Below are 25,606 nucleotides of genomic sequence, written 5' to 3'. Positions count from 1 at the left end.
CGTCCGTCCCGTTCATGCCACGTGAGGTGTCCGAGGGGGAGCCCGGTGAACGATGACGCGTCGAAGTACACCGCTGAGATCCTGAAGGAGCTGAGCATCACCTCCCACGTCCAGGTTCGCTCGTCCCTTGAGCTTGTCGACCAGGTCTCCAAGGCGGCAACTGCCGAGGACGACAAGCGCGAGGACAGTGGGCGTGGCCCACTGCGCCGGCGTACCGACTACGGGCCCGTCCGAAGCGCTCCTCGAACGGTGACGCTCACTCCATGGCAGGTCATCCATGCCATCGGCCTGGGAGCCGCTTCCACCCGTCAGGGCGCGGGCCGCGGGCTCGCAGAGCACTGGGGCAGCCTGCGCCACAGCCAGGCGCTGGAGGCGAACCGAGGCAGGTACTTGCAACCGTCCAAGATTCTGCTCGTCTCTTCGAAAGGCACTCACAGCGCCATCCAACAGGTGTACAAGCAGCTCGCCATGGCGAGCGCCCATGTGGAATCGGTGCCCATCGGACCGTACGGCACGGTCCCGTACCTGCTCGTCGGCACGGAGATCCCGGCTAAGGAAACCTCGCCGTGCACATGCTGGGGGCGCAGGGAACGACCGTCCTGCGTCCGCCCGAAGGCGAGCCGCGAGTCGACCTGGACCTTGTCTTGGAGAACGAGAACAGAATGGCCGAGGTCGTGCGATCAGTGGAACGAAACGGGGTGGAGACCGTCCCCGGGTTCCAGGTGCTGCCCGGCTCGTTCGCATGGTTCAGCATCGTCCTGGCCCGAACGGAGGCAGCCATGCTGGCGGCCTTCACCGGCGGCGGTAAGCCCACTGCCCAATACCTGACCAACGAACAGGGGCGCCGCCATGTCCAGAGGGCCGTCCCAGCCAAGACGGGGAAGCTGCGAGACACAGAGCATCCCATCCACGGTCTCGAATTCATGGGCACCGACCACATTTTCCGTCTCAATGGCGTTCGCGTCGAAACATTCTCCGGTCTTGAGAAAAGCCTCTAGATGCATCTCCATCATGGACGGGTAAATGAGTACCGCCGTGAGGTTCACGAACGGCGTGACCAGTGGCCCGAAAGCAGCCGGACGGCGAAGTGGGACTCGGTTTCCATTCGCGCCGATGGCTCAGTGATGGCTATCGGTCTTCGAGGCGAGTGACTCGATTCCGTTACCCGGCACCGGACATTGGGACGAGGGGAGGAACGCGAGTCCCTGGTTCTTCCTCCGGGCATGGGCCCGGGCCGAGCGACACAGTTCGCCATCTTCCATCGAGGTCAGGAATGCCTTGTGGGCCTTTGAACGACCGTCAGTCAGACGAGAGCGCTTCGAGGTGTCGGCCACTTCCTTCGCGCAGGCCGCGCAGGCCGCGCAGGCCGCGCAGTCGGTGTAGGCGTTGAGTTAGCGTCGTCCCAGCCGGCGGCCGTCGCACGTCGGTGCTGGGCCCGTTCGGCCACGGTCACGGAGAGGTGCGACGTGAGGGCGCCGACCAGGACCCGCCACCGTCACGATCTGAGCGAGCATGGCCATGACCGTAGTTCGGCGAGAACGATTCGTCGGGCTTCGGGTTTGCCGAGCCGACGGACATCCCCGGTGGCGAGCGGTGAGACGGAGACCCGGTGGTTGTTGCCAGCGGGGTCCGTCGGGGTTTTCCGATAGTGGTGTCGGATGCGGAGCGGATGCCGAAGAATGCACGCATGGCTGAGGGTCAGAAATTCCCGGACGGGGTCGCGTCGCGCATCGAGAACTTTGACCGGGAGGCGGCCCGGAAGGCGGCTGACCGGGCCGAGGCGGAGCGGCAGCAGGTGCTGGAGCTGTTTCCGCAGGAGGGGTGGTCCGGCCTGCCGTTGAGGAAGTACGCGCTGGACATGGTGGGACGGCGGGACGGAGACTCCTTCTGTCGGCTGCTGGAGTACGGCACCGACAACTTGGGCAGCATCCGCGGCGGCAGCGCGGCGAAGCACATCCTGTACCAGCACCGGACCGGCGAATGGCGCATCGTGCCCAGCGCCCTGCGCGGGCTCGGGGAACAGAGGGCATGGGAGCAGATCCGTGCCGAATTCGTGGACGCCTTCGCGGCCGTGGAGAAGGGGGCGTACGAGCGCCTGGACGAGTTGGAGTCACTGTCGTACGGCCAGGCACTGACCACCAAGGCCCTGGCGATCTACTTCCCCGAGAAGTTCTTGCCGGTGTTCTCCGCCGCGCATATCCGCCACTTCACCGCTCTGTTGGACGGTCGCCCACGAACGCACTCCTCCGGTGTACGCACCTGGCAGGCCAACCAGGAGCTGCTTGGCCTGCTGAGGGAACAGCCGGAATTCGAAGGCTGGCGTACGCACGAAATCATGACCTACCTGTACGACTTCCACGATCCACGCCCGAGGGAGCGCGTGATCTGGAAGATCGCACCGGGGCAACAGGCGAGTCTGTGGGGCGACTGTCTCAAGAATCAGCGCATCAGGATTGCCTGGGACGAGGCGGGTGCTCTCGGCCAGTATGAGAGCGATCAGGAGCTCAAGGCAGCACTGGATCTTCACTGGCCTCACAGCACCGGGGGGAATCTTCGGCTGGCACGGCAACTCCTGGCCTTCCGGGACCTCGAACGCGGCGACCTGATCGTCGCGAACCGGGGGAAGTCAGAGGTGCTCGCCGTGGGCACCGTCGCCGAGGGCTACTCCTACGAGCCGGAGTTGGACTCGCACCAGCACACCGTGCAGGTGGACTGGGACATTTCCTATGCCCAGCGCTTTGGTTCGCCGCGGCACGCCTGGCAGATGACCCTTGTCAAGGTGCCCGCCGACCTGATGACGGAGATCCGGCGCGGGCGCGCACAGGTACCCCAAGCGGGGGCCGGCCCTGTCGAGGACGTCGAAGAGAAAAAGCTCCCCGACGCGGTGCGAAAAGTGAAGGATCTGCTGGAGCACAAGGGGCAGGTCATACTCCAAGGGCCACCCGGTACCGGTAAGACGCGACTGGCACTCAGCGTCGCGCTCGCCTTGGCGGGGCAGACGGATCGGATCGGAGCTCCTCCGGACGAGCGGGCCGCGGCGCTCGCCGAACTGTCCCGCGCTCCCGAGAACGCCTTGGCGGAGGCCAGAGCGGCTCAGCTCACCATGGTGACCTTCCACCCGTCATACGGGTACGAGGACTTCGTCGAGGGCTTCAAGCCGGTGACGGTGAAAGGCAGTGCCGGGCTCCACCTGGAAATGACCGACGGCCTTTTCCTCCGGGTGTGCGCCGCGGCCAGGAAGGCGCCTGACGAGACCTTCCTGATCGTCGTGGACGAGATCAACCGCGGTGACCTGCCACGCATTCTGGGTGAATTGATCACCTTGTTGGAGCTCGACAAACGAGACTCCGTCTTCGTTACTCTTCCTACCAGCGGTCGCGCGCAGACCGTGCCGCCCAACGTACGCATCATCGGCACCATGAACTCTGCCGACCGGAGCGTGGGGCACATCGATTCCGCTATTCGGCGCCGATTCGCTTTCCTGGACGTGCCACCGGATCTGGACGTCCTGGACGGCGAGGTCGAAGGGCTCGGCCTGGCTGATTTCCTGGAGGGCCTGAACGAACGACTCGACCAGCACTTCGGCCCTGACTACCTTCTGGGGCAGGCGTACCTACTCGCCGACGACCAGCCCCTCGCCACCGTCGAACAGCTCTCACACAGCTTCTACCACGAGATCGTGCCGCTCCTGTCGGACTACTGCATGGGGCGGCCCGGACTGATGGGGAACCTGCTGAGCAAGCTGGTCGATGGAAACACCGGGCGAGTCGTTCAGACCAACCCGCGAGATCTTCCCCGCATGTTGGCGGACGCATTCGTGGCCACCAGTGCCCTGGGTGGAGACGGAGAGGAAGCAAAGAACTGGGACGAGGAGTAGAAGAGTGCAACAGCAGGTCGCTGGTCGCGTAAAGACGCTTTGTGAGTACAAAACCGTCACCGTCCCGGAATCTCTGCTGAGCGTTTCCGACCTTGAGAGGCTTCGCGATCTGAAGGCCGTCCAGATCACCAGGACCGGCAGCAGCTACGTACTCAAGGCGCGAACGACCACCGGCGTGATCGAGCTCAGCCAGATCCGGCTGGTCATTCGGCCCAAGTTCCCGATCCCGGGCGACCGGCTGATCGACTGGCTCTGCTACTCCAACGAGCAGGGAAAGCCTGATGAGGGCCTGCGCGACTGGCCGTTGGGCGAGGATGGGTTCGCGGGCCTGGTGCCCGCCGCCTTGCTCCATGAATGCCGCCTCTTGCTGCGCCGCGGGCTGCGCAGGGATTACGTACGCCGCGACCGGGTGGGTACGTCGCTGCGGGGGCGCCTGAACGTAGAAGCGCAGGCCACCCGGTGCTACGGAGCGGTCGATCAGCTGCACGTCCAGACGTTCGAGTACGAGGACGGAGGCTGGGAGAACCTGGTGTGCGGGGCCGCCCTGGCCGTAGCGGCGGAACGGACCGCGGACCCGCACCTCAGCAGGGAACTGGCGGCCGTCGCTGCGGATTTCCCGGCCCCGGCCCGGCCACAGGACGTACTGGCCCTGCTCGCCCGGGCACAGTACACAAGACTCAACGACCACTACAGGCCCGCCCACGCGTGGGCACGCAGGATGATCGGTGGCGGCGGCGTCAGTGACCTGCTGGACCCGCACGGTTTCGCGGCGAAGACCCTGCTGCTCAAACTCGACGACCTGTGGGAGAGCGTGGTCCGGCGGATGGCGGTCGAAGCGGCCGTAAAACTGGGTGGCAGAGGCACCAAGGCACAAGACGACTACATCCGGACGACTGGGCGGCTTGGGAACGATTCACCACCCTTCATTCCTGACGTCCTGTTGGTCTTTGACCCACCGCCCGGCGTGTCCGGCCCTGCGCGCTTTCTCGTTGTGGACGCGAAGTACAAGGACTACGCGAGGAAGGAAGTCTCCCGCGACGACCGGCACCAGCTGCTCACCTACATTGCCGGATACACCACCCCGGAGCAGCCCCTCGCGCTGGTGGTCCACCCAGCCCCGAACGGTCCTACCAGGCACGTGTTGCAATGCACCGGGCCCCGCGGTCTGGTCGGCCAGATAGAGGTGCTGGGTCTCGATACCCGCACCGACCCGGAGAGTGCGGCTGAGCCGCTGGAGAAGGCGATTTCCCGGTTCGCCGCATATGAGTAGCCCCGTGCGGCCTTCAACATGGGCTCCATGACCGCGCCAAGTTGGGTGGCACGGGGGCACAGCACCGTGAGGGCCGCGGGTACACCCGCCGTGCGGGAATGAGCAGCGTCGCCGACACCGCGAGGAGGACCGCCGTCACCGGGTGGGCCGGTGGAACGAGCGGGAACGGCGACAGCGCGCACACCAGTACCAGGCCGGCGTGTACGGACTCGGTGACGACCGTCCGCCGGGGCGCGGCGTGCACCGCTTCCCGTAGCGCGGCGCGCACCGCTCCCGTAGCGCGGCGGCCTCGCGGCGCGTCCGCCTCGTGGTGCTTCCGCCTCCGCGTCCGCGCTGCCGCGCTGCCGCGCTCATGGTTTCCTCGGGGTGGGTACCGTGCTCAACGGCCTCTCTCGTCAAGCGCGTTGGCGAACCGCTGCGGTCTCAGGCAGCCGGTCCCGTTCCTCCTGGGACCCGGAGCTCCGGCTCCGCTCGCAGCCCGGCGACGTCCACCCCGCTCGCGGCCAGCACACGCTCGACCTCCGCTGCGGACTCCGCGTCCGTCCCGGTCTCGTCCAGCAGGGCGGCCAGCAGGTGGGTCGTGCCGACCGTGGGTGAGCCCTGGGTGGAGGCGGTGAGTTGGGTGACGTGCAGGAGCCGCCGTCCGAAGTCGGCGGTGTCGGCGACCTCCGGGGGTTCCTCCTCGGCTGTGCCGGTGGAGGGAAGCAGTACGCGGGCGAGAGCGTCCTGCCGTGCACCGTATCGGCGCAGGAGTTCCGCCCCCTGATTCGCTGCCGTCAGCTTCTGGGGCAGCTCACGCCCCGCGACGGCCAACGATCGGTCAAGCGCCAGGATTCCCAGCAGCATGTCGGCGGGTTCCATGTGCGCAGCGCCGCGCCGCACCGCCCCCCGCTGTGACTCCCCGCGCACCACGCCGATGACTGCGGAGCCGAACCCCGCGCCGCCCCCGAGGACCCAGGTGGTGAACTTCCGGCTCAGCGGATTTCCGCTCTTCCCGAACGTTCCCGCCTTGCGCAGCAGCAATACCGCGCCGGGCTCCGGTGCCTCGTCGCTTCCCCGCAGCGCGTCGAGGGCGGCCGAGGCAGCCGGTACGTCCAGCTTCTCCACCACCATGGCCTCCCGGGCACGCGTGTCGGGCAGCTTGAACAGCGCACTCGCCACATGGCGTACGCGCACCGAAATGGTGCCCTCCTCCCGTGCGGCCTCCAGCGCCTTGCGCAGGCAGGCACGCAACGCACCGGCCATCGGCGGGAGTTGGATGCGCCCCTGCTCCTGCCCCTCCCCCTGTTCTTCCTGCTGTTCCTTCTTTTTCTTCCGGTTCTTCCAGCGCTGCCTCTTGGCCTCCTCCTGCCGGATCTCCCGCCAGAGGGCGTCGATCTCGCGTTCGTCGTCCGGGGCTCCCGTTGCGCCGTCACCCGCGTCGTCGCTGACCCACACGGATGTCCCCCGGCAACCGATCGAACCGCTGAGCGAGCCGGAAGCTCTCATTCCGGGGGCTATAGCGGAACCGGCCGCCGAGTCACCCGACACGAGCGCGCTCAACACGCTTTCCGTGCCGACGTCCGCACGTTCCTGCTTGACCGCCTTGCTCATCGCCTCCAACAGGAGCCGGAAGACGTCCTTCTCGAACTCGGTGGTCGCGCCGGTGTTGCGGTCGGACGTTCGCTGATCCATCGGGCCTTCCTCTCCGCTGTGTCACCTGCTGAGAAGGACGCCAGCCAGCGTTCTCCGGCTCCACCTCGGCCGACCGCCACGCTTCCGAGCCGGTCGGTCACGCTTCGGATCCGGTGGGTCCACGCTTCCGAGCCGACCGGCCACGCCCCCGACCCGATCTGCCGGGTTCTTCCGTCCAGGCAGACGAGGGCCTTGTGAGCCCGACGGTGCACCCGCGCCCCGACCAAGACCCGGGCCGTTGACCCGGGCCCCGGTCGTTGTTGGGGTGGCTTGTGGGGCGGGGGTGGTGGGGGTGGCCGTTATCGTGTCAAGGCCACGACACAGGAGGCATGCCCGTGCATGGGGGGCAGGGTGAGGAGCGCGGAATGTGGGACGGCGCGGGGGGCGACGAGCCCGGCCGGTTGATAGCGGGGCGTTACCGGCTGCTGGAGCGGATCGGGCGCGGCGGTATGGGTACCGTCTGGCAGGCGGAGGACGAGGTTCTCGGCCGGCACGTCGCGATCAAGAAGTTGCATCTGCCGCCGCGGCTGGAGGACGCCGACCGTGCCACTCTCTTCGAGCGGACCCGGCGCGAGGCACGTAGCGCCGCGCGTATCGCTCATCCCAACGTTGTGGTGGTGCACGACGTGGTGGATGACGAGGGGCTGCCCTGCATCATCATGGAGCACGTGCGCGCACCCGCGCTCGACGAGGTGCTGAAGAAGGACGGCCCGCTGCCGGTCGGCGAGGCAGCCAGGATCGGTGCCGGCATGGTCGCGGCGCTGCGTGCCGCGCATGCCGCCGGGGTTCTTCATCGTGATGTGAAGCCTGGCAACGTGCTGTTGGGCCCCGATGGGCGCGTGGTACTGACGGACTTCGGTATCGCGGTCGTCGCCGACACCTCCACTCTCACGCGTACCGGGGAACTGGTCGGTTCGCTGGATTTCTGCGCCCCCGAACGCCTCAGGGGCGGTGACCCCGGTCCCGCCTCGGACCTGTGGGCGTTGGGCGCGACCCTCTACCAGGCCGTGTGCGGGCAGCCGCCGTTCCGCCGGAACGCTCTGTTCGAGACCGCGTACGCGATCGCCTTCGATCCGCTCGAACCACCCGTCGAGGCAAAGGCGTTGACCCCGCTGATCGAGGAGTTGCTCGCGAAGGAACCGGCTGACCGCCCCTCCGCTCCCGAGGTGGAACGGCGACTTCGGCAGGTCGCGGTCGCGGACGCCACGCTCGTCGAGGAAGTGCGCCTTGTCAGTCCGGAGCGTAGGGGCGGGACGTCGGCGGTTTCCCCGCCGGTGGTTCCGGCGGTTTCCTCGGCGGTGGGTCCAGCGGTGGATCCGGCGATGGATCCCGTGGTGTCTGCGGCGGACGGTGCCGATGTTCCAGGTGCCGGTGCCGGTGCCGACACCCGTGCTGCTGCCGGTGTCGGTCCTGGTCCCGGCCCCACTCCTGGTCCCGCCCCTGGTCCTGCTCCCGGTGGCGATCTCGGTCGTGGTCGCGGTCCGGGTCGTGGGCGGCGTATCGGGGTGTGGGTGGCCGTCGCGGTCGTGGTGGTGGCGCTCGCGCTCGGCGGTGTGTACTTCGGGCTGCGCGTCAAGGGCGAGGACTCGCCCGCGGCTCCTCCCGCCTCCCCTCAGGGCGACAAGCCGTCCGCGGGCGGGAAGCGTTCCCCCAAGCCGGGCCCGCGCGCCGTGCCGGACGGGTATCGCCTCGTGCACGAAAAGAAGTTCGGTGTCTCCTTTCCCGTGCCCGACGGCTGGACCCGTAAGGAGTTGGACGAGGAGAGCGAGGGTGTCGCCTACATCGACCCGACCGGAAAGGTCAGTCTGCGTGTCTCCGCGCTCGACTTCGCGAGCAATGACCCTCTGCAACGCTGGAAGGACGACGAGGCGGCGTCCATCCGGGAGGGGAAACTGCCCGGTTACCGTCAGATACGCATGCAGAACACGACCTACCGGGGCATGCCCGCCGCGATCTGGGAGTTCACCTGGCAGGGCAGGGCCCGCCAGTTCCGTGCTCAGGATCTCGGGTTCGGAAAGCCCGGCGAGAAGGAGTACGCGATGTACCTCTCGGCACCGAGCACGGACTGGGAGCGCCACAAGGACGTGTTCGTCCGCGTACGGGAAGGGTTCCGGCTCGGCTCGGACGCACAGTAGGGGCGGGCAGCTCTCGCTTTCCGTACGCGGCGCGGGCACCTTGTCCTGGCCTTTCGCGGTCCGCAGCGGTCCGCGGCGGGCCACTGCGGACCCGCGCTGTCCCGGGCGCAGCGTGCGCCTCACTATGGAGGGCATGGGTCAAGACCTTGCGCGGTGGTCCTGGAAAACGGGAGCCGGCGTGAACTTTTCCGCCGGGTCGGTCATCGGACTGTGTACGGCACGAGAGAGTCGAGCGAGGGCGTCGGCTTCGGCTCTTTCGCTTCCGGCGTACGTTGGCGCAGGAATGGATCAGGGAGTGACGGTAGTGAGGGAACAACAGCGGTACGCGGCGCCGGGAACCGGACGTTCCGACGAGCCCGTGCACACCAGGCGGCGCGTCGGCAGCGGCACACGCCTCGCGGCGGTCGTCGCGGTGGGGCTGGCCGCTGCCATGCTGTCCGGGTGCGGCAAGGAGGGCGCCGAGGATCCCTCAGCGCCCAAGAAGGTGGCCGGAGAAGCGGCGCCCGCGCCCGGTGACTCCCCCGGGGACAAGGCGAAGAAGGGGAGCGACTCGCCCTCGTCGTCCTCGCGTGAACGTGACGGTAAGGCCAAGGACGACAAGGCGCCGCCCGCTTCGTCGGGAGACAAGGAGCAGGGCTCCTCCGGCGGCTCGTCCGGCGCTTCCGGCTCCTCAGGGGGTGCGGGGGGCTCCGATCCCGGAACACCCAACTCCGGTTCGTGTAAGACCTCTGAGCTGGGGTTCAGCACCTCGAACGGTATGGCCGAGGGCAGCCTTCTGGTGAACCTCAAGAACACCGGCTCCGCCACCTGCACACTCAAGGGCTACCCCGGGGCCGACCTCAGGGGCGAGGGCGGCTCCCTCAACGCCGAGCGCCGCAGTGACACGACTCCGCTGGTCAGCCTCACGCCCGGCGAGTCGACCCGCTTCACCCTCAACTACCCGCCGAACGACTCCGGCGGCAGCGGTGTGACCATGACCAGCCTCGTGGTCACACCGCCCAACGAGACCCAGTCGCAGACCCTGCCGGTCAGCGTCAACCTGCCCGTCTCCGACAGCACCACCTCCGGGATCACGGTCGGCCCCGTCGGCACCGGCAAGTGAGCCCGGTGCGTGCGGCTCCGGGGCAACCGGCTCCCGGTCAGGCGACTCCGGGGCGAGTGAGCCCCGTGCGGGGGAGCCGGGGTGAGTGAGCCGGGGCGAGTCCCCCCGGCGGGCGAGCACATCGGGGGGCGGGCAGTCAGGCTGCCGCCGCCAGGTGGAGGAGTACCGGCCCTGCGGGAATCATCCAGGGGCCCGGGTCGTCACAGCTGTGGTCGTCGGAGCTGGGGCCGATCCGAGAAGGTGCCCTTTCTCCGCTCCCCGCCTCCTCGTTGTTCTTCTTCAAGAAGGTGAGGAGTTGGGTAGTGGCGGCGGCAAGAGCGCCGAGGCCACCGAAGAAAGTGCCGAGGGCTTGAAGAAGTTCGAGAAACATCGCGCTCGCCTCCCCGCGCACGGGCCGGGCGCGCATTCTGTGATTCACAGTGTCAGGAGAACGGTCTCCCGGGCGGAGAAACTGAAGGATCCGGCCCTTCCAGCAGCTTCCCGCCGCTTGCAGCTTGCGTCACCCCGTACGGGGCTCGCGATGATCCAGCCAGTGGTGGAAAAGAGCACGGTTTCCTCCTCTCCTTTTCTCCGCAGAAGATATGAGAGCGTCCTACTTTAGCGGCAGCGCACCCGCCCGGTACAGAACCCGATCCGTTTCGGCGTCGTAATCCGGTCACATGGGCCGACCTCCTCTGCTCAAGAGGCAGAAACGCGCTGCGCGTTGCCCAACTGCCGTGCCGTGCCGAGGAGTTGGTGGCTGAGCCAGTCGGTGATCTGCGTCAGCAGGTCGGGGTCGACAGGTTCGCGTAGCAGTCGGCGGTACGAGCGCATCGAGTGCTGCCCGGGGTCGCGGCGCAGCAGGTGGGTGAGGTGGGGAATGCGGTGCACCTCGGCCTCGCCGGGCACCAGGCGGCGGATCTCCGCGAGGTCGCCGGGGTCGACCTGAATGTCCTTGTCCCCGGTGAGCGCCAGTACGGGTACCCGTACGGCCGCCAGGTCCTTGCGGGTGTCATGGCGGAACATCTCCCGTGTCCACCGGGCGTTCATCGCTATCCCGGCGACGCGGGCGACGTCCGTTGTGGTGCTCTTGATGCGGGCGATCTGCCGGTTGCCCAGCGCGCGCAGGGCAGGGAGCAGCAGCCGCAAGGGGGCGGGGAGGCCGCGTGCGAGCGAACGGGCCTGCCAGCGGAGGGCTTCCTCGCCGCCCCGCGCGTACCCGGCCAGCAGCACCAGCGCCGTGACGTCCGGCAGCGCGCCGAGGGACATGGCGTGAAGTGCGCCCTCGCTGTGGCCGATGACGCCGATGGCGTCAGCGCGTACGCAGGGTTGCGCGGCGAGGGCCCGTACCGCGGCGGCGGCATCGTTACGGTTGTCGGTGAAGCCGGTTGCCCGCCAGTCGCCCGGGGTCCCGCCCGTGCCACGCCGGTCGTACCGCAGCACGGCGATCCCCGCCGCGGCCAGGGCCGTGGCCAGCGGCTCAGCCAGGTTCATGCGGACCTTGGCGGTGTTGCCCTCGCGGTCCAGCGGTCCGGAACCGTGCAGCAGCAGGACGGCCGGATGCGGGCCGGGGCCGGCGGGCAGCGTCAGCGTTCCGGTCAGGGCTACCGCGTCGTCCGCGATGACCGCCATGTCGATGTCCCGCACTTTTCCACCCCTCAAGATTCCCCACCAGTCAAGGCTCTCCGCTGGTCAAGGCTCTCCGCCCGGCAGGGTTTTCCACCCGCCGGGACCTTCCGCCCACCAGGGTTCTCCGCCCACCAGGGTTCTCCGCCCACCAGAGTTTTCCACCCACGGGTTCTCAACTCCGAGAACGTTATCAGGTGTGAGATCGTAGGGTTATGACGACCGTGAATCTTCTGCTGCACCCCGTACGGCTGCGGATCCTCCAGACGCTGGTCGGCTCCGAGCCACTGACCACCACACAGCTGCGCGAGCGCCTCCCCGACATCGCGCCGGCGACGATGTACCGGCACATCGCCACGCTCGCCAAGGCGGATGTACTGGAGGTGGTGAGCGAGCGACGGGTGCGGGGCACGGTGGAGCGCAGCTACCAGGTGCGCCAGGGCGAGGCGCTGGTCGGCGAGGACGAGCGGGCGGCGATGACGCTTGAGGATCACCGGCAGGCGTTCACCGCGTTCTCCGGGGCGCTGATGGGCGACTTCGACCGCTACCTCGCCCGCGACGATGCCGCGCCCGCTACGGAAGGTGTGGTCTACCGGCAGGGCGCCGTGTGGCTGACCCGTGAGGAATTCGACGCGCTGGTCGAGGAGTTCCAGACGGCGGTCACCGCACGTGCCCACACCACCCCTGGGGACGGTCGCTCTCGCCACATGGTCAGCTTCGTGGTGGTGCCGGATGAGTTGGGAGGGGTTCAGGAGGGCGAGGAGCCCGATGCTGACGGACAGGGGGACGGAGGCGGGGACGGGGATGGGGGTGGTGACGGGGGCGCGGTTGCCGGTGCCGAGGCGGGTGCCGATGCCTGGGCGGGCGCGGATGATGGTGTGGGCGGCCGTACTGGAGAGGGGGGCGGCCGGGCTGCGGGCTGAGCCGCTCGCCCACTCTCGTGCACTCTCGCGCGGCTCGTCGCGGGAACCGGTGAACAGGCCGATGAGTTCCGGCCGGGAACGTGGTCTGTACGTATGCATCGGGTCGTATGTAGCCGGATGCGCGCATCGAGACATACGCAACCGGATGTACGCATCAAGACGTATGCAGTCAGATGTGCGCATCGAGAGGTATGCAAAGGGATGCACGCACATCGGGATGTACGCGTCGGGACGTAGGACATCGGGCTGTGACCACACTTCGGAGGATGGCCATGAGGAAGATCACCGCAGGACTGTTCATCTCGCTCGACGGGGTCGTGGAGGCGCCCGACCAGTGGCACTTCCCGTACTTCAACGAGGAGATGGGCGCCGCCGTCGCCCAGAGCCTGGGGGCAGCCGACACCCTGCTCATCGGGCGCAAGACCTACGACAGCTTCGCCGGGGCATGGCCCGAGCGGGAGGGTGAGGGCGGCGAGGACGCGGGGTTCGCCAAGGCGCTCGGGGACGCGCGCAAGATCGTGGTGACCCGCCAGAAGCTGGAGTTCACATGGCGGAACTCCGAACTGCTGGACGGTGACCTCGTCGACGCCGTCACCGCGCTGAAGAACGAGCCGGGCGGCGACATCGCGATAAGTGGCTCGGTCTCCGTCGTACGCCAGCTGCTGGCGGCGGGCCTGCTGGACGAGTTGGGGCTCCTCGTGCACCCCATCGCCGTCCGCAAGGGCATGCGGCTGTTCGAGGAGGGGGAGTCCTCGATTCCGCTGACGCTGGTCTCGTCCGAGACGTTCAGGACCGGCGTGCTGAACCTCGTCTACGCTCCGGCAGCCGAGTCGTCCGACGGCGCGGGGGACGACGACGCCGGTCAGGCCGCTGGTGAGGACGAGGCGAGGGTTCACCTGTCCGATTCGTAGGGGCAACGGGGCAACGGGGCAACGGGGCAACGGGGCGGGGGCAGCGAGGGCACCAGGGGCAGGGTCAGCCGGGCCGGTGTGTGCCCCGGCGCCAGACGCCGACGAGGGCGCGTGTGGCGTGGATGTGCCGGGTCGGGTCGCCCTCGACGAGGAGCAGGTCGGCCCGGAGTCCCGGGGCGATGCGGCCTCTGTCGTCGAGGGCGAAGTGCCGGGCGGGCAGGCTGGTGGCGGCGGTCAGCGCCTCGGCCGGGGTGAGCCCGGCGAGGACGAGCAGTTCCAGCTCGCGGTGCAGGCCCTCGCCGTGCTGCGGGGTGAACGGGGTCGCGTCCGTACCGGCGAGCAGCGGCACACCTGCGCGGTGCAGCGCTCCCGCAACGTACAGGGCATGCGCGAGCCGTTCAGGGCGATCGCCGCTGACGGCCTCGACGTACGCGAGCGTGCTGACCACGAAGGTGCCCTGCAACGCGATCCGGGTGACGAGCGCTTCGGTGTACGGGTCGCCGGGTGCCGTGTCGCTCCAGACGTGGGCGATCCCGTCGGCGCCCGCGTCGAGTGCGGCCACGGTGTCCCGTGCGGTGGCCACGTGCGCGAGGGTGCGCAGCCCGGCGGTACGGGCGGCGTTCACCAGTGCCGCCGCCGTGTCAGGATCGAGCACGGGTACGGGGGCCCCGGTCATGGCCCCGTCGTCCACCACGAACTTCAGATAGTCGCTGCCCTCGGCCACCCGCGCCGCCACGAACTCCTCGGCCTCCTCCGGGCCGGAGATCGTCGCGAAGGGCCCAGCGGCGTCCTCGGGGTTGGCGAGCATCGGGGCCACGGCGGCCATGACACCGGACGGATGACCGCCGGGAGGCGTGGCGAGCACGCCGGCACTACGGAGATCGGCCACGTCGTCACGCTCCGCCGCGAGCGCCCGTTGCCTGGCGAGATTGGACGGCAGGCAGAACATGTCGAGCTCAGTGGTCACACCGAAGCGGAGAGCTTGCGCGAGGCTCCCGTCGAACACGTGGGTGTGCGCGTCGATCAGCCCGGGGAGCAACGTCCGTCCTGTGCCGTCGACTTCGACTTCGACTTCGATGTCGGATCCGGATCCGGCTCCGGCTCCGGGATCGGCTCCGGCTCCGGCTCCGAGTTCGGGACCGGGTCCGGGTCCGTCGAATCCGGGCCCGGACCCGGATTCGACGGACCCGGGATCGGCGATGTGGGCGCCGTCGATCAGGACATCGGCACACGGGATCGTCCGTAATCCGTCGAACACGCGGACGCCGCGAATGAGAGTGCGCATGGTTCCCCCAGTGCTTCGCTCGGGTTAGTACGCCGGGAGATAGTACTCCGGCTTACTATCTCCCGGCGAATAGAATCCGGCCATGGGTGAGAGCGAACGCAGCGCGACCGAACGTACGACGGGTGAGGCGGCCGAAGGGGGGTCGGCGGACGCGGTGTTCGCCGACTGGCAGCGCGAGCGGCCTGACCTGGACGTCACCGCGCTCGCGACGATCGGGCGGCTGGCTTTCGTCGCCGAGAACATCGTCGCTCCCGCCGGTGAGCGCGCGGTCGGTCGGCAAGGTATCGGCAAGGGCGACTTCGACGTACTGGCCACCCTGCGGCGCACCGGCGAGCCGTACAGTCTCAGCCCCTCGGCTCTGTCCGCCGCGCTGATGATGTCGCGCGCCGGCATGACCAAGAGGCTCGACCGCCTGGAGAGAACCGGTCTGGTGCGGCGCGCTCTCGACACCGCCGACCGGCGCAGCTTCCGCATCACGCTGACCGAGGAAGGGCTGCGCGTCGCGGATGCCGCGGTCGGCGAACTCGCCACCGTACTCATGGAGTTGGTCGCCCCGCTCACCCGCGAGGAACGCGAGGGCCTCGACCGGGGGCTACGCGCCCTGCTGCGCGCGAACGGCGGTGGCGACGCGGGGCAGGGCGGCCCGAGCTGACCTCGGCACGGACCGTGGGGGCACGCGCACACATGTACTGCCGCGTGCCCGACCATCCCCGCACAACCGCCCCGCCCCACCGCTTCCGGAGGGGGTATACGCCTCAACCCGCCCGGCCCGCACGCGTGTTGGAGGCGCTGGAACGGTGAGTCGGTAGGGCAGGGAGGTGTTCCACGGCTGATCCCGGCGGCGGGCGTGGGTTCGGCGCCCGCTTCTTACGGATGCTGCTCCGTACGCTCGCCGTACTTGCCGCCTTCGCCGGCATGGTCCTGTTCGCCGCGGTGCTCTCCCGGCTGACGCTGGAGCCGGCGACGGCCGCCGAGTCCCTCACCCACACCAACCTGCGCCCCGGCGACTCCGTCCGCGCCTACCTGGAGCACTCCGACCGGGGCCAGGCGCTGCGGCAACTCGGCGGCAACATCGCGTTGGGCGTGCCCTTCGGCATCCTGCTGCCCGTGATGTTCCCGCCTGTACGGGGCGCACTGCGAGTGACGCTGTGCGTGGTGTTCGTGATGCTGGCCGTCGAACTCGTCCAGGGCACACTGGTGACCGGACGCGCCTTCGACATCGATGATGTACTCCTCAACGCCATCGGCGCGCTCGCCGGTCACCTGCTGCTCGGCCGCCGACTCGGCCGGACGGTTCACCCCAAGCCGGCCTGACTGTCAAGGAGTTGGAGGGCAACCATGACAACGCCCGCAGCGCACGTGCCGCACGAACCCCTCGCTTCCACGCCGCAGCCTTCACAGTCGCCCTCGCAGGCACAGGAGGGGCAGCCACCTTCCAGGGAGCGGGCGGCGGCCCGACGGAGTGCGGTTCCCGCCGAGCGGGGGCGACTTGCCATCGCGGACGGGGTCGTGGAGAAGATCGCGGGCCTGGCCGCCCGCGAGGTCCCCGGCGTGTATGCGCTCGGCGGGCAGTTCGCGCGCACCCTCGGAGCCGTACGCGAACGCGTGCCCGGCAGGCGGCAACCCGATGTCACCCAAGGCGTAAAGGTCGAGGTCGGGGAGCGCCAGGCCGCGGCCGACCTGAACGTGGTCGTCGAGTACGGCCTCCCCATCGCCGACATCGCCGCCCGCACCCGCGCGAACGTCATCGAAGCGGTCGAGCGCATGACCGGACTCGAAGTTGTCGAGGTGAACATCGCCGTCACCGATGTCCACCTGCCGGACGAGGACCCGGACCAGGACCCCGATCCGGAGAACCCTTCCGGGGCTCGTGTCCGCTAGGCGGATGCGGTGCGCGTGCCGCGTGCTGTGTGCCGCGCGCGGCTGTGTCCGGTGTCCCGTATCCGGTGTGCGGTATACCGTCGCCCGGCTCCAGTCGCCCGGCTTCAATCGTTCGTAGCCCGTAGCCCGTAGCCCGTAGCCCGTAGCCCGTAGCCCGTAGCCCGTAGCCCGTAGTCGGCACCCAACGACTGCCAACGCCCGGCCCGGGCACGCACATTGGCTCCGACAGACCGTATACAGTCGCCGGTCGCCGGTCGCCGGTCGCCCCCAGCCGTCAGCTCGCTCCCCAGCCCCCAGCCCTTAACCCGAAGCACGAAGCTCGAAGCGCCCTCGCTCCATAAAAAGGGAGAAGCGCCCTCACTCCATAGGAAGGGAGGTGACGGGTGGGTCGCGGAGTTCGATGTTGTCCGGGTTGATGCGGGCCTCGCGGGCGAGCGCTTCCAGGGCCTGGGCGCGCTGCTCGGGTGGGGTGCTGGTGTCGATGTGGGCGCCGAGCCATGCGCCGGTGTCGCGGCGGTAGGCGAGTTGGTGGGCTGTGCTGACTTCCAAGGTGCCGGTCTCTTCGACAGCGAAGCTCGTTCCCAGGACCGACTCGGCGGTCAGCGCGGTGCAGGCGTCCATGAACGCCGGGCTGGGGCGGCCCGCTTCGCCGCTGTAGAAGAGCACCTGGATCGCGTCGGGCGCGTGTGGCGAAGGTTCCGCGCAGAGCCGCGCCTCGCGCAGCGTTGCCAGCGTCGACGGCAGCTTCTCGGCGGGGCCGCGCAATACCACGGCTACTGCTCCTCTTGCGTCCATGAAGGGGAGGTTAGCCGCGCGATCAGCGGTTCCCCGGAGGGCTCTCGCGCACCACTGGGATGGAGGAACAGGCCCCTCGTGAGGCGGGGAGGGCTCTTGTCCGCGCCTCCGCTCCAGTCGCGAGGTTCGGGACCCCGGGCCTACGAGGTCAACCGCTCACGTGCGCGGTGACCAGGGTGGGCCGGTCGGCGGCCACGTTCTCGGGCCGGCTGGTCTCGGCCCACACCGCGTCGAGGGAGAGGCCGAGGACATCGGCGATCGCCGCGATGGTCGGGAAGGCGGGGGTGGCCACCCGGCCCGACTCGATCTTCCGGAGGGTCTCCGGTGAGACACGTGCGGCGAGCGCGACATCGAGCATCGAGCGCTCTCCTCTGGCCCGGCGCAGAAGGGCGCCGAGGCGCTGTCCACGTTCGAGCTCTGCGGGAGTGAGCGGCAACCTGACCATGGCCGCGATTCTAGTACCGGTATAGTAATGCCGGTATAGTTATTGGTTGCTGAGAAGGACGCCGCGTGATCGAGATTCTGAACCACCCCACCCTGCAGGCCCGGGCCAAGGACACCGGCGCCCTGGTCGCCGACATCCTGCAGACGCTGAAGAACCGCAGCACGGTCGGCACGAACCTGCTGGACATCGACCGGTGGGCCAAGTCCATGATCGTCGAGGCCGGAGCGCAGTCCTGTTACGTCGACTACGAGCCCTCGTTCGGACGCGGCCCGTTCGGCCACTACATCTGCACGGCCGTCAACGACGCCGTGCTCCACGGGCGCCCTTACGACTACGCGCTCGCCGACGGCGATCTGCTGACACTCGACCTCGCCGTCTCCCGAGCCGGGGTCGCCGCGGACGCTGCCCTCAGCTTCCTCGTGGGTGAAGCGCGTGACCCGGAGAGCGTCGCGATGATCAGTACAACCGAACGCGCGCTGGCCGCAGGGATCGCCGCCGCCAGGCCCGGGGCCCGCATCGGTGACATCTCCCATGCCATCGGCACCGTCCTCAGCGCGGCGGGGTATCCGATCAACACCCAGTTCGGAGGTCATGGCATCGGATCAACGATGCACCAGGACCCGCACGTTGCGAACACCGGACGCCCCGGCCGTGGCTACAAGCTGCGCCCCGGGCTGCTGCTGGCACTGGAGCCGTGGGTCATGGCGGACACCGCCGAACTCGTCACGGATCCCGACGGATGGACGCTCCGCAGCGCGACAGGCTGCCGGACGGCACACAGCGAGCACACGATCGCCATCACCGACGACGGAGCCGAAATCCTCACCCTGCCGAAGGCATCCTGACGCGCCGAAGAGGCACTGAACGTGCCGGAGGGGCACTGACTCCCGGCCCCGGACACCGTCCCGACGCCGGCCCAGGACACTGACTCCGGACACGGCCCCGGCCCGGCCCCGGACACCGTCCCGGCATCGCTCGGCCTTCCCTCGCCGTCGACGAGGGAAGGCCGGTCGGTCAGGCGTGGCGTCGAACGGCGATGACCGTGTCGGTGGCGGTGGCCGTCTGTCCGCCCGGGCCGACCGCCTCGCGCTGGGGCCGCTCCAGGCGTTCGGGCGTCCAGCCTGCGGGGTCCAGGCCGAGGCTCTCGTAGATGTCCTGGGGACTGGGGAAGTGGGTGTCGGGGTCACGGTTCCAGGACCAGGGGAGCACCGAGCCGTGGTCCACGATGAGCAGGAGCCCGCCCCGCGTGAGGGCGTGCGCTGCCTGGCGCAGAACACGGGCGCGGGGCAGGGCGTAGGGAGTGTGGAAGTACTGCGCGGAGACGAGATCGAACTCCCCGGCGGGGAAGCTGACACCCAGGTCGTGCCGCTCGGTGGTGACGCGGTGCGCGACACCGGCTTCGGCGGCTTGCCGTGCGGTGCGCGCCAGCGCGTTCGCCGCGATGTCGGTCGCCGTGACCCGCCAGCCCTTGCCGGCCAGGTACACGGTGTCGCCCCCTGCGCCGCAGCCGAGGTCCAGCGCGGTGCCCGGCGTCAGCGAGGCGGCGGTGTCGGCGAGCAGCGGGTTGGGCCTGCCCTTGCCCGGACCTGCCTGGTCGCTGTAGCGCTTCTCCCAGAACCGTGCGGCTTCCTCGGCGGTATGCGGCTCGGCGCCGTGCGCAGCCGCGTCGTGCGCAGTGGCGTGGGGCTCAGTGGCGTGAGGCTCGGTTGCCTGGTCGGCGGCGACGTGGTCGTTCATGGCGTGGGCTCCGTTCAAAGAGTGCGCTGTCCCTGATGCCGGGAGAGTGGAGCCGGAGCCACGCGGGTTGCAAGGAATCATGCCGATTCAGCAAGATGGGCGCATGGGCGAACTCGACGACGTACTGGCATCGGTAGGCCCCCGGCTGCGGGAGCTGCGCCGCACGCGCGGCAGCACGCTGGCCGACCTGGCCGAGGCCACGGGCATCTCGGAGAGCACGCTCTCCCGGCTGGAGGGCGGCGGGCGCAAGCCCAACCTGGAGCTGCTGCTCCCGCTCGCGCAGTTCTACGGTGTTCCGCTGGACGAACTGGTCGGTGCACCGCAGACCGGTGATCCCCGCGTGCATCTGCGGCCGGTCAGCCGCGACGGCATGACGTTCGTGCCGCTCACGCGCCGCCCCGGTGGCCTGCACGCCCACAAACTCGTCATCGGCCCCCGCGCGGGCGAGCCCGAGTTGAAGACGCACGAGGGGTACGAGTGGCTCTACGTTCTCAACGGCCGCCTGCGTCTTCTGCTGGGCGAACGCGACCTGCTGCTGGTCCCCGGTGAGGTGGCGGAGTTCGACACCCACGTACCGCACTGGCTCGGTCCTGAGGGCGACCGGCCGGTGGAACTCCTGATCATCTTCGGAAAGCAGGGCGAACGCGCCCACCTGCGCGCCCACCCCGACTGACCTGTGGGCCCGCCGGCCCGTCGCCTACCGCCCGTGCCCCGGAGCAACGCCTGTCGCGCCGAGCAGTGCCCATCGAGGAGCAACGCCCCACGGGCGGAGCAACGCCCGCCGCTCACAGCGCCCGTCGCTCAGAGCGTGCCGAGCTTCATCAGGAACAGCAGGGCGAGCAGCTGGATAGCGGAGGCGCCGAGCGCCTTGGGCCAGGGCAGGTCGTGTGAACGGCTGACCATGGACGTGAACAGGACACCGGCGACGAGCCATGTGGCCCAGCCGAGGATCTGGACCAGCGGAGCGTTCCCGCCGAGGAAGAGGGCGAAGAGCAGCCGGGGCGCGTCCGTGAGCGACATGATCAGCATCGCGAGGCCCACGGTGGGCTGCCACGCACCGTTGCCGCCGAACTGGCGGGCGAGGGTGTGGGTGACGGCGCCGAGGATGAGACCCGCGATGACGACGGCGACACCTGTGGTGAGCACGTACGGGATGGCCTGCGAGATCGTCGTGTTGATGACGTCCTCACGGGCCTTGTCGAGGCCGAAGACCGCGAGCAGACCGTAGAGGAACGTGACGATCAGCGCGGGGCCCCACATCGGGTAGTCGCGCATCTGGAAGAACGTGGGGTTGGGCCGCAGAACGATCCCGCTCAGCAGTTCCTTCCACGGGAGCCGCGGCCCCGAGGGCGGCGGCGGGGCGTCGCCCGCCCCGTAGGTCCCGCCGCCGTTGTACCCGCCGGCGTCCTGACCGTACGGGTCCTGCACGCTGAACGACTGGGTGTTCCCAGGGTTGTTGGCGTACGGGTCGTGCGGAGGCGCCCCGTACGGCGGAGGTGCGCCGTACGGCTGCGGGGGCGGATCGCCGAAGTATTCGGGTTCGCCCGGCCCGCCCTGTCCACCCGGTCCGCCAGGCCCGCCGCCCTGCCAGGGCCCGCGGCCCTGCGGTGGGGGCTGCTGTGGGTAGGGAGAGCCCTGGGGGTGCTGCGGGAATTGCCCATGCTGCTGCGCGCCCCGGGAGTCCCGGCCGCGTCCGCTCCTGAAACCAGCCACGTAATCGAACGTACCGCGTTCGGCTGACCTCGGTGCCACAGCAAGGTGAGATGGCCGGACATCGCTGCTGACCTGTGACATCCCCTAGGGGAACCCGGTGGTACGAACCCCCTTACGGGGTGGTGCCCGCACCACCCTAGCGGCCCGGCGCGGCTCAGCCGCGGGCGAGGGTGGGCCTCTGCCGCGTGCGGGGGACCTCTGCCGTGGGCGAGGGCGGACCTCAGCCGTGGGGAAGGCGGACGGCGAAGGTGACGACGGAGCCGTTGCCGCTGCCACTGCCGTTGTCGCCGGCGCGTACGACCGAGAGCCTGTCGGTGACCAGCTTGGCCAGCCACAGGCCGCGCCCTGTGGGTGCGCCGTCGAGGCCGGGGAGCAGTTCGGGGATGACGTCCTCGGAGAAGCCGGGCCCCTCGTCGGCGACCTGGCACTCCAACTCGTCCCCGATGTGCCGCAGAAGGAGCTGCCCGCTGCCGCCCGCGTGCTCGACGGCGTTGGTGGCCACGGCGTCCACGGCGACCACGAATTCACCCCTTCGTGGCTCGCAGAGCCCTGCCCAGGCGGCGCACGTCTCGACCTCGATCCGTACCCGGGGCAGGTCTCTGAGCGTGAAGCGGAGACGGCAGAGGAGTTCGGGAGTCAGCATCCGGTTCCCTCCTCGACGACGAGGGCGAGCGAGCGGACGGAACCGGCGCCGAGCCGGTGCAGGACGCGTGCCTGTACGGACGTACATCGCACGGTGGTGGGAGAGGAGACGGACGCGCTCAGCCGCAGCAGGTCGGCTGCGCAGCCGGCGCCGAGGAAGTGCAGCGAGGCGAGGTCGATGTTCAGCGGCTGTCCCGGGGTGGTGCGGCCGAGCGTGGTCTGCAGGGCCCGCAGGAATTCGTCCTGGGTGGCGATGTCGGCCTCACCGGTCAACCGGACGCCCGCGCCGTTCCCGCCATGGTGGTGCACGGCGCGCAGGGCGCCGACGGCGGCGAGAAGGTTGACGGGATGCGTGCGGTGCATCTCGGTGAGGACCTCGTCCGTGAAGGAGCGGTCGTCGTAGGCGCACAGCTCGCTGTAGGTCCGCCCCGTGAACAGGTGCTGGGCCGAACGCTCGCGCTGCATCACGTCGTTGAGGTTGGTACCGAGGTCATCGACCCACGCCATGTCGATGTAGGCGCGCATCGCGGTGTAGCCCTCGCGGACGGCGAGGGCGGACTCCTCGGCCAGCCGGTCCCACTGCCTGGCCGCCGTGAAGCCATGGTGGGGAGCGATGAGGGCTCGCATGCTGCTCAGCCCTAACTGTCCGCGCCGCCACGCCGCCTCCAGCGCGGGTGTGTGGCCGTCGATCCGGTCGAGCAACTCCTCCTCCGTCACGCTGGGATGGAGGATGACCAGCACCTTCTCGCTGAGCGCGAGGCCCTGCCTGACGAACGCGCTCACCACGTCCCACTGGCCGCAGTCGCTGCCGTACGCGGCGAACCCGTGCTGGCCGGGGCGGAAGCGCTGCACGGGGATCGTCCGGATGTCGGCCGTCGCCCAGCGTTCCGCGCCGCTGGTACTCATCGCGTGGCCTCCTCGGGGTCCCCGCATCGCTGCGCTCAGTTCACCTACCGGCTGTCCACCGGTTGCGTGCTGCTGTCCGCAGCCGCGTAGCTTCTGCTGCCGCATATCTTCCGCTTCGCGCTTAGGAGGCTAGGACGGGTGTGGGGCGATGGGTATACCGCGACGGTGGATTGACTCGTGTGGTGCATCAAGTGATCGCATTTGACCACGAGTTGCGGGAAAACACGCAATGGCCGGTCCCACATGATGTGGGACCGGCCATTAGGCGGTTTGCGGCAGTCGGTTTACGGCTACTTCGCGGGTTCCGGTTCGGGTTCCTTCGCGGCTTCGCCGTCGTCCGCGGGGTCGGCCGGGACCTTCACGGAGTCAAGCAGCAGCTGGGCCACGTCCACGACCTGGAGGTTCTCCTTCGCCTTGCCGTCGTTCTTCTTGCCGTTGACGGAGTCGGTGAGCATGACGAGGCAGAAGGGGCAGGCGGTGGAGACGATGTCGGGGTTGAGCGAGAGTGCCTCGTCCACGCGCTCGTTGTTGACGCGCTTGCCGATGCGCTCCTCCATCCACATCCGGGCACCGCCGGCGCCGCAGCAGAAGCCGCGTTCCTTGTGCCGGTGCATCTCCTCGCTCCGCAGCCCCGGGACGCGCCCGATGATCTCGCGCGGGGGCGTGTAGACCTTGTTGTGCCGTCCCAGGTAGCACGGGTCGTGGTACGTGATCAGACCCTCGACCGGCGTGACGGGCACCAGCCTGCCCTCGTCGATCAGGTGCTGGAGCAGCTGGGTGTGGTGGATGACCTCGAACTCCCCGCCGAGCTGCGGATATTCGTTGGCGAGGGTGTTGAAGCAGTGCGGACAGGTCGCCACGATCTTCTTCGAAGCCTTCGGCTTCTTCGTGGCCGGGTCCACCGCGCCGTCCTCGCCGAGGGACTCACCGAAAGCGGCGTTCAGCGTGGTGACGTTCTCCTCGCCGAGCTGCTGGAAGAGGAACTCGTTCCCCAGCCGCCTGGCCGAGTCGCCGGTGCACTTCTCGTCCCCGCCCATGATCGCGAACTTGACGCCCGCGATGTGCAGCAGTTCGGCGAATGCCTTGGTGGTCTTCTTCGCGCGGTCCTCCAGGGCTCCCGCACAGCCGACCCAGTACAGGTACTCGACCTCGGTCAGGTCCTCGACGGTCTTGCCGACGATCGGCACCTCGAAGTCGACCTCCTTGGTCCACTCCAGCCGCTGCTTCTTGGCCAGGCCCCAGGGGTTGCCCTTCTTCTCCAGGTTCTTGAGCATCGTCCCCGCCTCGCTGGGGAACGCGCTCTCGATCATCACCTGGTAGCGGCGCATGTCCACGATGTGGTCGACGTGCTCGATGTCGACCGGGCACTGCTCCACGCACGCGCCGCAGGTGGTGCACGACCACAGCACGTCAGGATCGATCACACCACCCTCCTCCGCCGTCCCGATCAACGGCCGCTCCGCCTCGTCAAGCGCCGACTGCGGTACGTCCTTGAGCTGCTCGGCTGTGGCCTTCTCCTCGCCCTCCATCGTCTTGCCGCCCCCGGCCAGCAGATACGGGGCCTTGGCATGCGCGTGATCGCGCAACGACATGATCAGAAGCTTCGGGGACAGCGGCTTGCCCGTGTTCCACGCGGGACACTGCGACTGGCAGCGCCCGCACTCCGTACAGGTGGAGAAGTCGAGGATGCCCTTCCAGGAGAAGTCCTCGACCTGCGAGACCCCGAACCTGACCTCTTCCGCGTTCTCGTCGTCGTCCAGCGCCGTCTCGAAGTCGATCTCCTTGCCGCCCGAGACCATCGGCTTCAGCTCACCCAGGGCCGTACCGCCCCGGGCATCGCGCTTGAACCAGATGTTCGGAAAGGCCAGGAACCGGTGCCAGGCGACACCCATGTTGGTGTTCAGCGAGACCGTGATGACCCAGATCAGGGTCGTGCCCAGCTTCACCATCGCGGCGAGGTAGGTGAGCGTCTGCAGCGTGCCCAGGTCCAGCCCGTTGAAGGCCGCGACCAGCGGATACGACACGAAGTACGCCGGCTCGTAACTGCCCACATGGTGCAGCGCGCCCTCCAGGCCGCGCAGCATCAGGATGGCCAGCCCGATCACGAAGATCACGTACTCGACGAAGTACGCCTGCCACGCCTTGGACCCCGCGAAGCGTGACTTACGCCCCGCGCGCGAGGGCAGGCTCAGCAGCCGGATCACCATCAGCACGGCGATGCCCAGCACGGTCGCCGCACCGATGAACTCGATGTACATCTCGTACGGCAGCCAGCCGCCGATGACAGGCAGCGTCCAGTCCGCCTTGAAGAGCTGGCCGTACGCGGTGAGGATCGTGGGCGGCAACGTCAGAAAGCCCACCGCGACGAACCAGTGGGCGACGCCGACGACGGCCCACCTGTTCATCCTCGTATGGCCGAGGAACTCCTTGATCAGCGTCGCGGTGCGCTGTTTCGGGCTGTCCGTACGCGTGCCCGCGGGAATCGGCTGACCAAGCTTCACGAAGCGATAGATCTGCGCGACGGCGCGGGCGATGAGCGCGGCGCCGATCACGGTGAGCACCAGCGTGACGACGATCGCGGCGAGTTGCATATCGGCTCCTCGGAGTGGGGGTACCACCCGGCCGGAGGCTGGGGGAGGCGGGTTTACTAAGCAGTAACTTAACCAGTCTGTATGAGACTACCCACTCCCCCCACACCCCTGTAC

At 68.9% G+C, this 25,606-nt stretch carries 23 protein-coding genes; 12 read left to right on the top strand and 11 right to left on the bottom strand.

Translation table 11 applies throughout. The annotated features are described in order from the left end of the window. Positions 1 to 566: 566 nt before the first annotated feature. From NMN56_RS05950 to NMN56_RS05940, 3 genes are all read left to right on the top strand, one after another. A complete protein-coding gene (locus tag NMN56_RS05950; protein ID WP_274042685.1) occupies positions 567 to 998 on the top strand; it encodes a hypothetical protein in 432 nt (143 codons plus the stop codon). A 689-nt stretch (positions 999 to 1,687) separates the two neighbouring features. Next, positions 1,688 to 3,877, top strand: a complete 2,190-nt coding sequence (locus tag NMN56_RS05945) for an AAA family ATPase (protein WP_274042684.1) — start codon at positions 1,688 to 1,690, stop codon at positions 3,875 to 3,877. A gap of 4 nt (positions 3,878 to 3,881) precedes the next feature. Then, entirely contained in the window at positions 3,882 to 5,147 is a 1,266-nt protein-coding gene (locus NMN56_RS05940) for a 5-methylcytosine restriction system specificity protein McrC (protein WP_274042683.1), read from the top strand. 423 nt (positions 5,148 to 5,570) lie between these two features. Here the strand turns inward: NMN56_RS05940 and NMN56_RS05935 are convergent, their stop codons facing one another. Next, positions 5,571 to 6,821, bottom strand: a complete 1,251-nt coding sequence (locus NMN56_RS05935; RefSeq protein WP_274042682.1) for a Clp protease N-terminal domain-containing protein — start codon at positions 6,819 to 6,821, stop codon at positions 5,571 to 5,573. Between the two features lie 329 nt (positions 6,822 to 7,150). On the opposite strand from NMN56_RS05935, the gene NMN56_RS05930 reads away from it, so the two are divergent. Both NMN56_RS05930 and NMN56_RS05925 read left to right on the top strand, forming a co-directional pair. After that, on the top strand, positions 7,151 to 8,956 hold the full coding sequence (locus NMN56_RS05930) for a protein kinase domain-containing protein (RefSeq protein ID WP_274042681.1): 1,806 nt from the start codon (positions 7,151 to 7,153) through the stop codon (positions 8,954 to 8,956). A gap of 304 nt (positions 8,957 to 9,260) precedes the next feature. Then, complete coding sequence (locus NMN56_RS05925) at positions 9,261 to 10,058, top strand: DUF4232 domain-containing protein (protein WP_274042680.1); 798 nt, start codon at positions 9,261 to 9,263, stop codon at positions 10,056 to 10,058. Between the two features lie 136 nt (positions 10,059 to 10,194). Here the strand turns inward: NMN56_RS05925 and NMN56_RS05920 are convergent, their stop codons facing one another. Both NMN56_RS05920 and NMN56_RS05915 read right to left on the bottom strand, forming a co-directional pair. Next, entirely contained in the window at positions 10,195 to 10,476 is a 282-nt protein-coding gene (locus tag NMN56_RS05920; RefSeq protein WP_274042679.1) for a hypothetical protein, read from the bottom strand. Positions 10,477 to 10,736: 260 nt separating this feature from the next. Then, positions 10,737 to 11,669 (bottom strand): alpha/beta hydrolase family protein, encoded by a 933-nt coding sequence (locus tag NMN56_RS05915; RefSeq protein WP_430542491.1) that lies wholly within the window; start codon positions 11,667 to 11,669, stop codon positions 10,737 to 10,739. A 209-nt stretch (positions 11,670 to 11,878) separates the two neighbouring features. On the opposite strand from NMN56_RS05915, the gene NMN56_RS05910 reads away from it, so the two are divergent. Next, a complete protein-coding gene (locus tag NMN56_RS05910) occupies positions 11,879 to 12,586 on the top strand; it encodes a helix-turn-helix domain-containing protein (protein ID WP_347178577.1) in 708 nt (235 codons plus the stop codon). 272 nt (positions 12,587 to 12,858) lie between these two features. Beyond that, the gene (locus NMN56_RS05905; RefSeq protein WP_274042677.1) at positions 12,859 to 13,497 is read left to right on the top strand and encodes a dihydrofolate reductase family protein; all 639 of its coding nucleotides are present in this window, start codon (positions 12,859 to 12,861) and stop codon (positions 13,495 to 13,497) included. A gap of 64 nt (positions 13,498 to 13,561) precedes the next feature. On the opposite strand, the gene NMN56_RS05900 is transcribed toward NMN56_RS05905, so the two are convergent. Further along, complete coding sequence (locus NMN56_RS05900; RefSeq protein ID WP_274042676.1) at positions 13,562 to 14,782, bottom strand: amidohydrolase family protein; 1,221 nt, start codon at positions 14,780 to 14,782, stop codon at positions 13,562 to 13,564. Positions 14,783 to 14,864: 82 nt separating this feature from the next. Here NMN56_RS05900 and NMN56_RS05895 point away from each other — a divergent pair, with 82 nt between their 5' ends. From NMN56_RS05895 to NMN56_RS05885, 3 genes are all read left to right on the top strand, one after another. Continuing rightward, positions 14,865 to 15,434, top strand: coding sequence for a MarR family winged helix-turn-helix transcriptional regulator (locus NMN56_RS05895; protein ID WP_274042675.1), 570 nt, complete (start codon positions 14,865 to 14,867; stop codon positions 15,432 to 15,434). Positions 15,435 to 15,655: 221 nt separating this feature from the next. After that, complete coding sequence (locus tag NMN56_RS05890; protein ID WP_274042674.1) at positions 15,656 to 16,096, top strand: VanZ family protein; 441 nt, start codon at positions 15,656 to 15,658, stop codon at positions 16,094 to 16,096. Positions 16,097 to 16,120: 24 nt separating this feature from the next. Continuing rightward, positions 16,121 to 16,663, top strand: coding sequence for an Asp23/Gls24 family envelope stress response protein (locus NMN56_RS05885; protein ID WP_274042673.1), 543 nt, complete (start codon positions 16,121 to 16,123; stop codon positions 16,661 to 16,663). 357 nt (positions 16,664 to 17,020) lie between these two features. On the opposite strand, the gene NMN56_RS05880 is transcribed toward NMN56_RS05885, so the two are convergent. Together NMN56_RS05880 and NMN56_RS05875 are read right to left on the bottom strand one after the other, a co-directional pair. After that, complete coding sequence (locus tag NMN56_RS05880; RefSeq protein WP_274042672.1) at positions 17,021 to 17,458, bottom strand: hypothetical protein; 438 nt, start codon at positions 17,456 to 17,458, stop codon at positions 17,021 to 17,023. A gap of 148 nt (positions 17,459 to 17,606) precedes the next feature. Next, a complete protein-coding gene (locus tag NMN56_RS05875) occupies positions 17,607 to 17,903 on the bottom strand; it encodes a helix-turn-helix transcriptional regulator (RefSeq protein ID WP_274042671.1) in 297 nt (98 codons plus the stop codon). 65 nt (positions 17,904 to 17,968) lie between these two features. Here NMN56_RS05875 and map point away from each other — a divergent pair, with 65 nt between their 5' ends. Continuing rightward, positions 17,969 to 18,748, top strand: coding sequence for a type I methionyl aminopeptidase (gene map, locus NMN56_RS05870; protein WP_274042670.1), 780 nt, complete (start codon positions 17,969 to 17,971; stop codon positions 18,746 to 18,748). A gap of 169 nt (positions 18,749 to 18,917) precedes the next feature. Here map and NMN56_RS05865 read toward each other — a convergent pair whose 3' ends face one another. Next, complete coding sequence (locus NMN56_RS05865) at positions 18,918 to 19,640, bottom strand: SAM-dependent methyltransferase (protein WP_274042669.1); 723 nt, start codon at positions 19,638 to 19,640, stop codon at positions 18,918 to 18,920. A 79-nt stretch (positions 19,641 to 19,719) separates the two neighbouring features. Here NMN56_RS05865 and NMN56_RS05860 point away from each other — a divergent pair, with 79 nt between their 5' ends. Next, positions 19,720 to 20,313: a helix-turn-helix domain-containing protein gene (locus tag NMN56_RS05860; protein ID WP_274042668.1), complete on the top strand. Its 594-nt coding sequence runs from the start codon at positions 19,720 to 19,722 to the stop codon at positions 20,311 to 20,313. A gap of 128 nt (positions 20,314 to 20,441) precedes the next feature. On the opposite strand, the gene NMN56_RS05855 is transcribed toward NMN56_RS05860, so the two are convergent. The 4 genes from NMN56_RS05855 to NMN56_RS05840 form a co-directional block, all read right to left on the bottom strand. Beyond that, complete coding sequence (locus NMN56_RS05855; protein WP_274042667.1) at positions 20,442 to 21,353, bottom strand: Yip1 family protein; 912 nt, start codon at positions 21,351 to 21,353, stop codon at positions 20,442 to 20,444. A 220-nt stretch (positions 21,354 to 21,573) separates the two neighbouring features. After that, entirely contained in the window at positions 21,574 to 21,996 is a 423-nt protein-coding gene (locus NMN56_RS05850; RefSeq protein WP_274042666.1) for an ATP-binding protein, read from the bottom strand. Continuing rightward, on the bottom strand, positions 21,990 to 22,901 hold the full coding sequence (locus NMN56_RS05845; RefSeq protein WP_274042665.1) for an MEDS domain-containing protein: 912 nt from the start codon (positions 22,899 to 22,901) through the stop codon (positions 21,990 to 21,992). Before NMN56_RS05845 ends, NMN56_RS05850 begins: the two co-directional genes overlap by 7 nt. Positions 22,902 to 23,191: 290 nt before the next feature. Beyond that, a complete protein-coding gene (locus NMN56_RS05840; protein ID WP_274042663.1) occupies positions 23,192 to 25,492 on the bottom strand; it encodes a (Fe-S)-binding protein in 2,301 nt (766 codons plus the stop codon). Positions 25,493 to 25,606 lie beyond the last annotated feature (114 nt).

It is taken from the genome of Streptomyces iconiensis, assembly GCF_028657195.3.
Classification (GTDB): Bacteria; Actinomycetota; Actinomycetes; order Streptomycetales; family Streptomycetaceae; genus Streptomyces; species Streptomyces iconiensis.
Note: the sequence above shows the minus strand (reverse complement) of the source record. Positions and strands in the feature narration are given on the sequence as shown.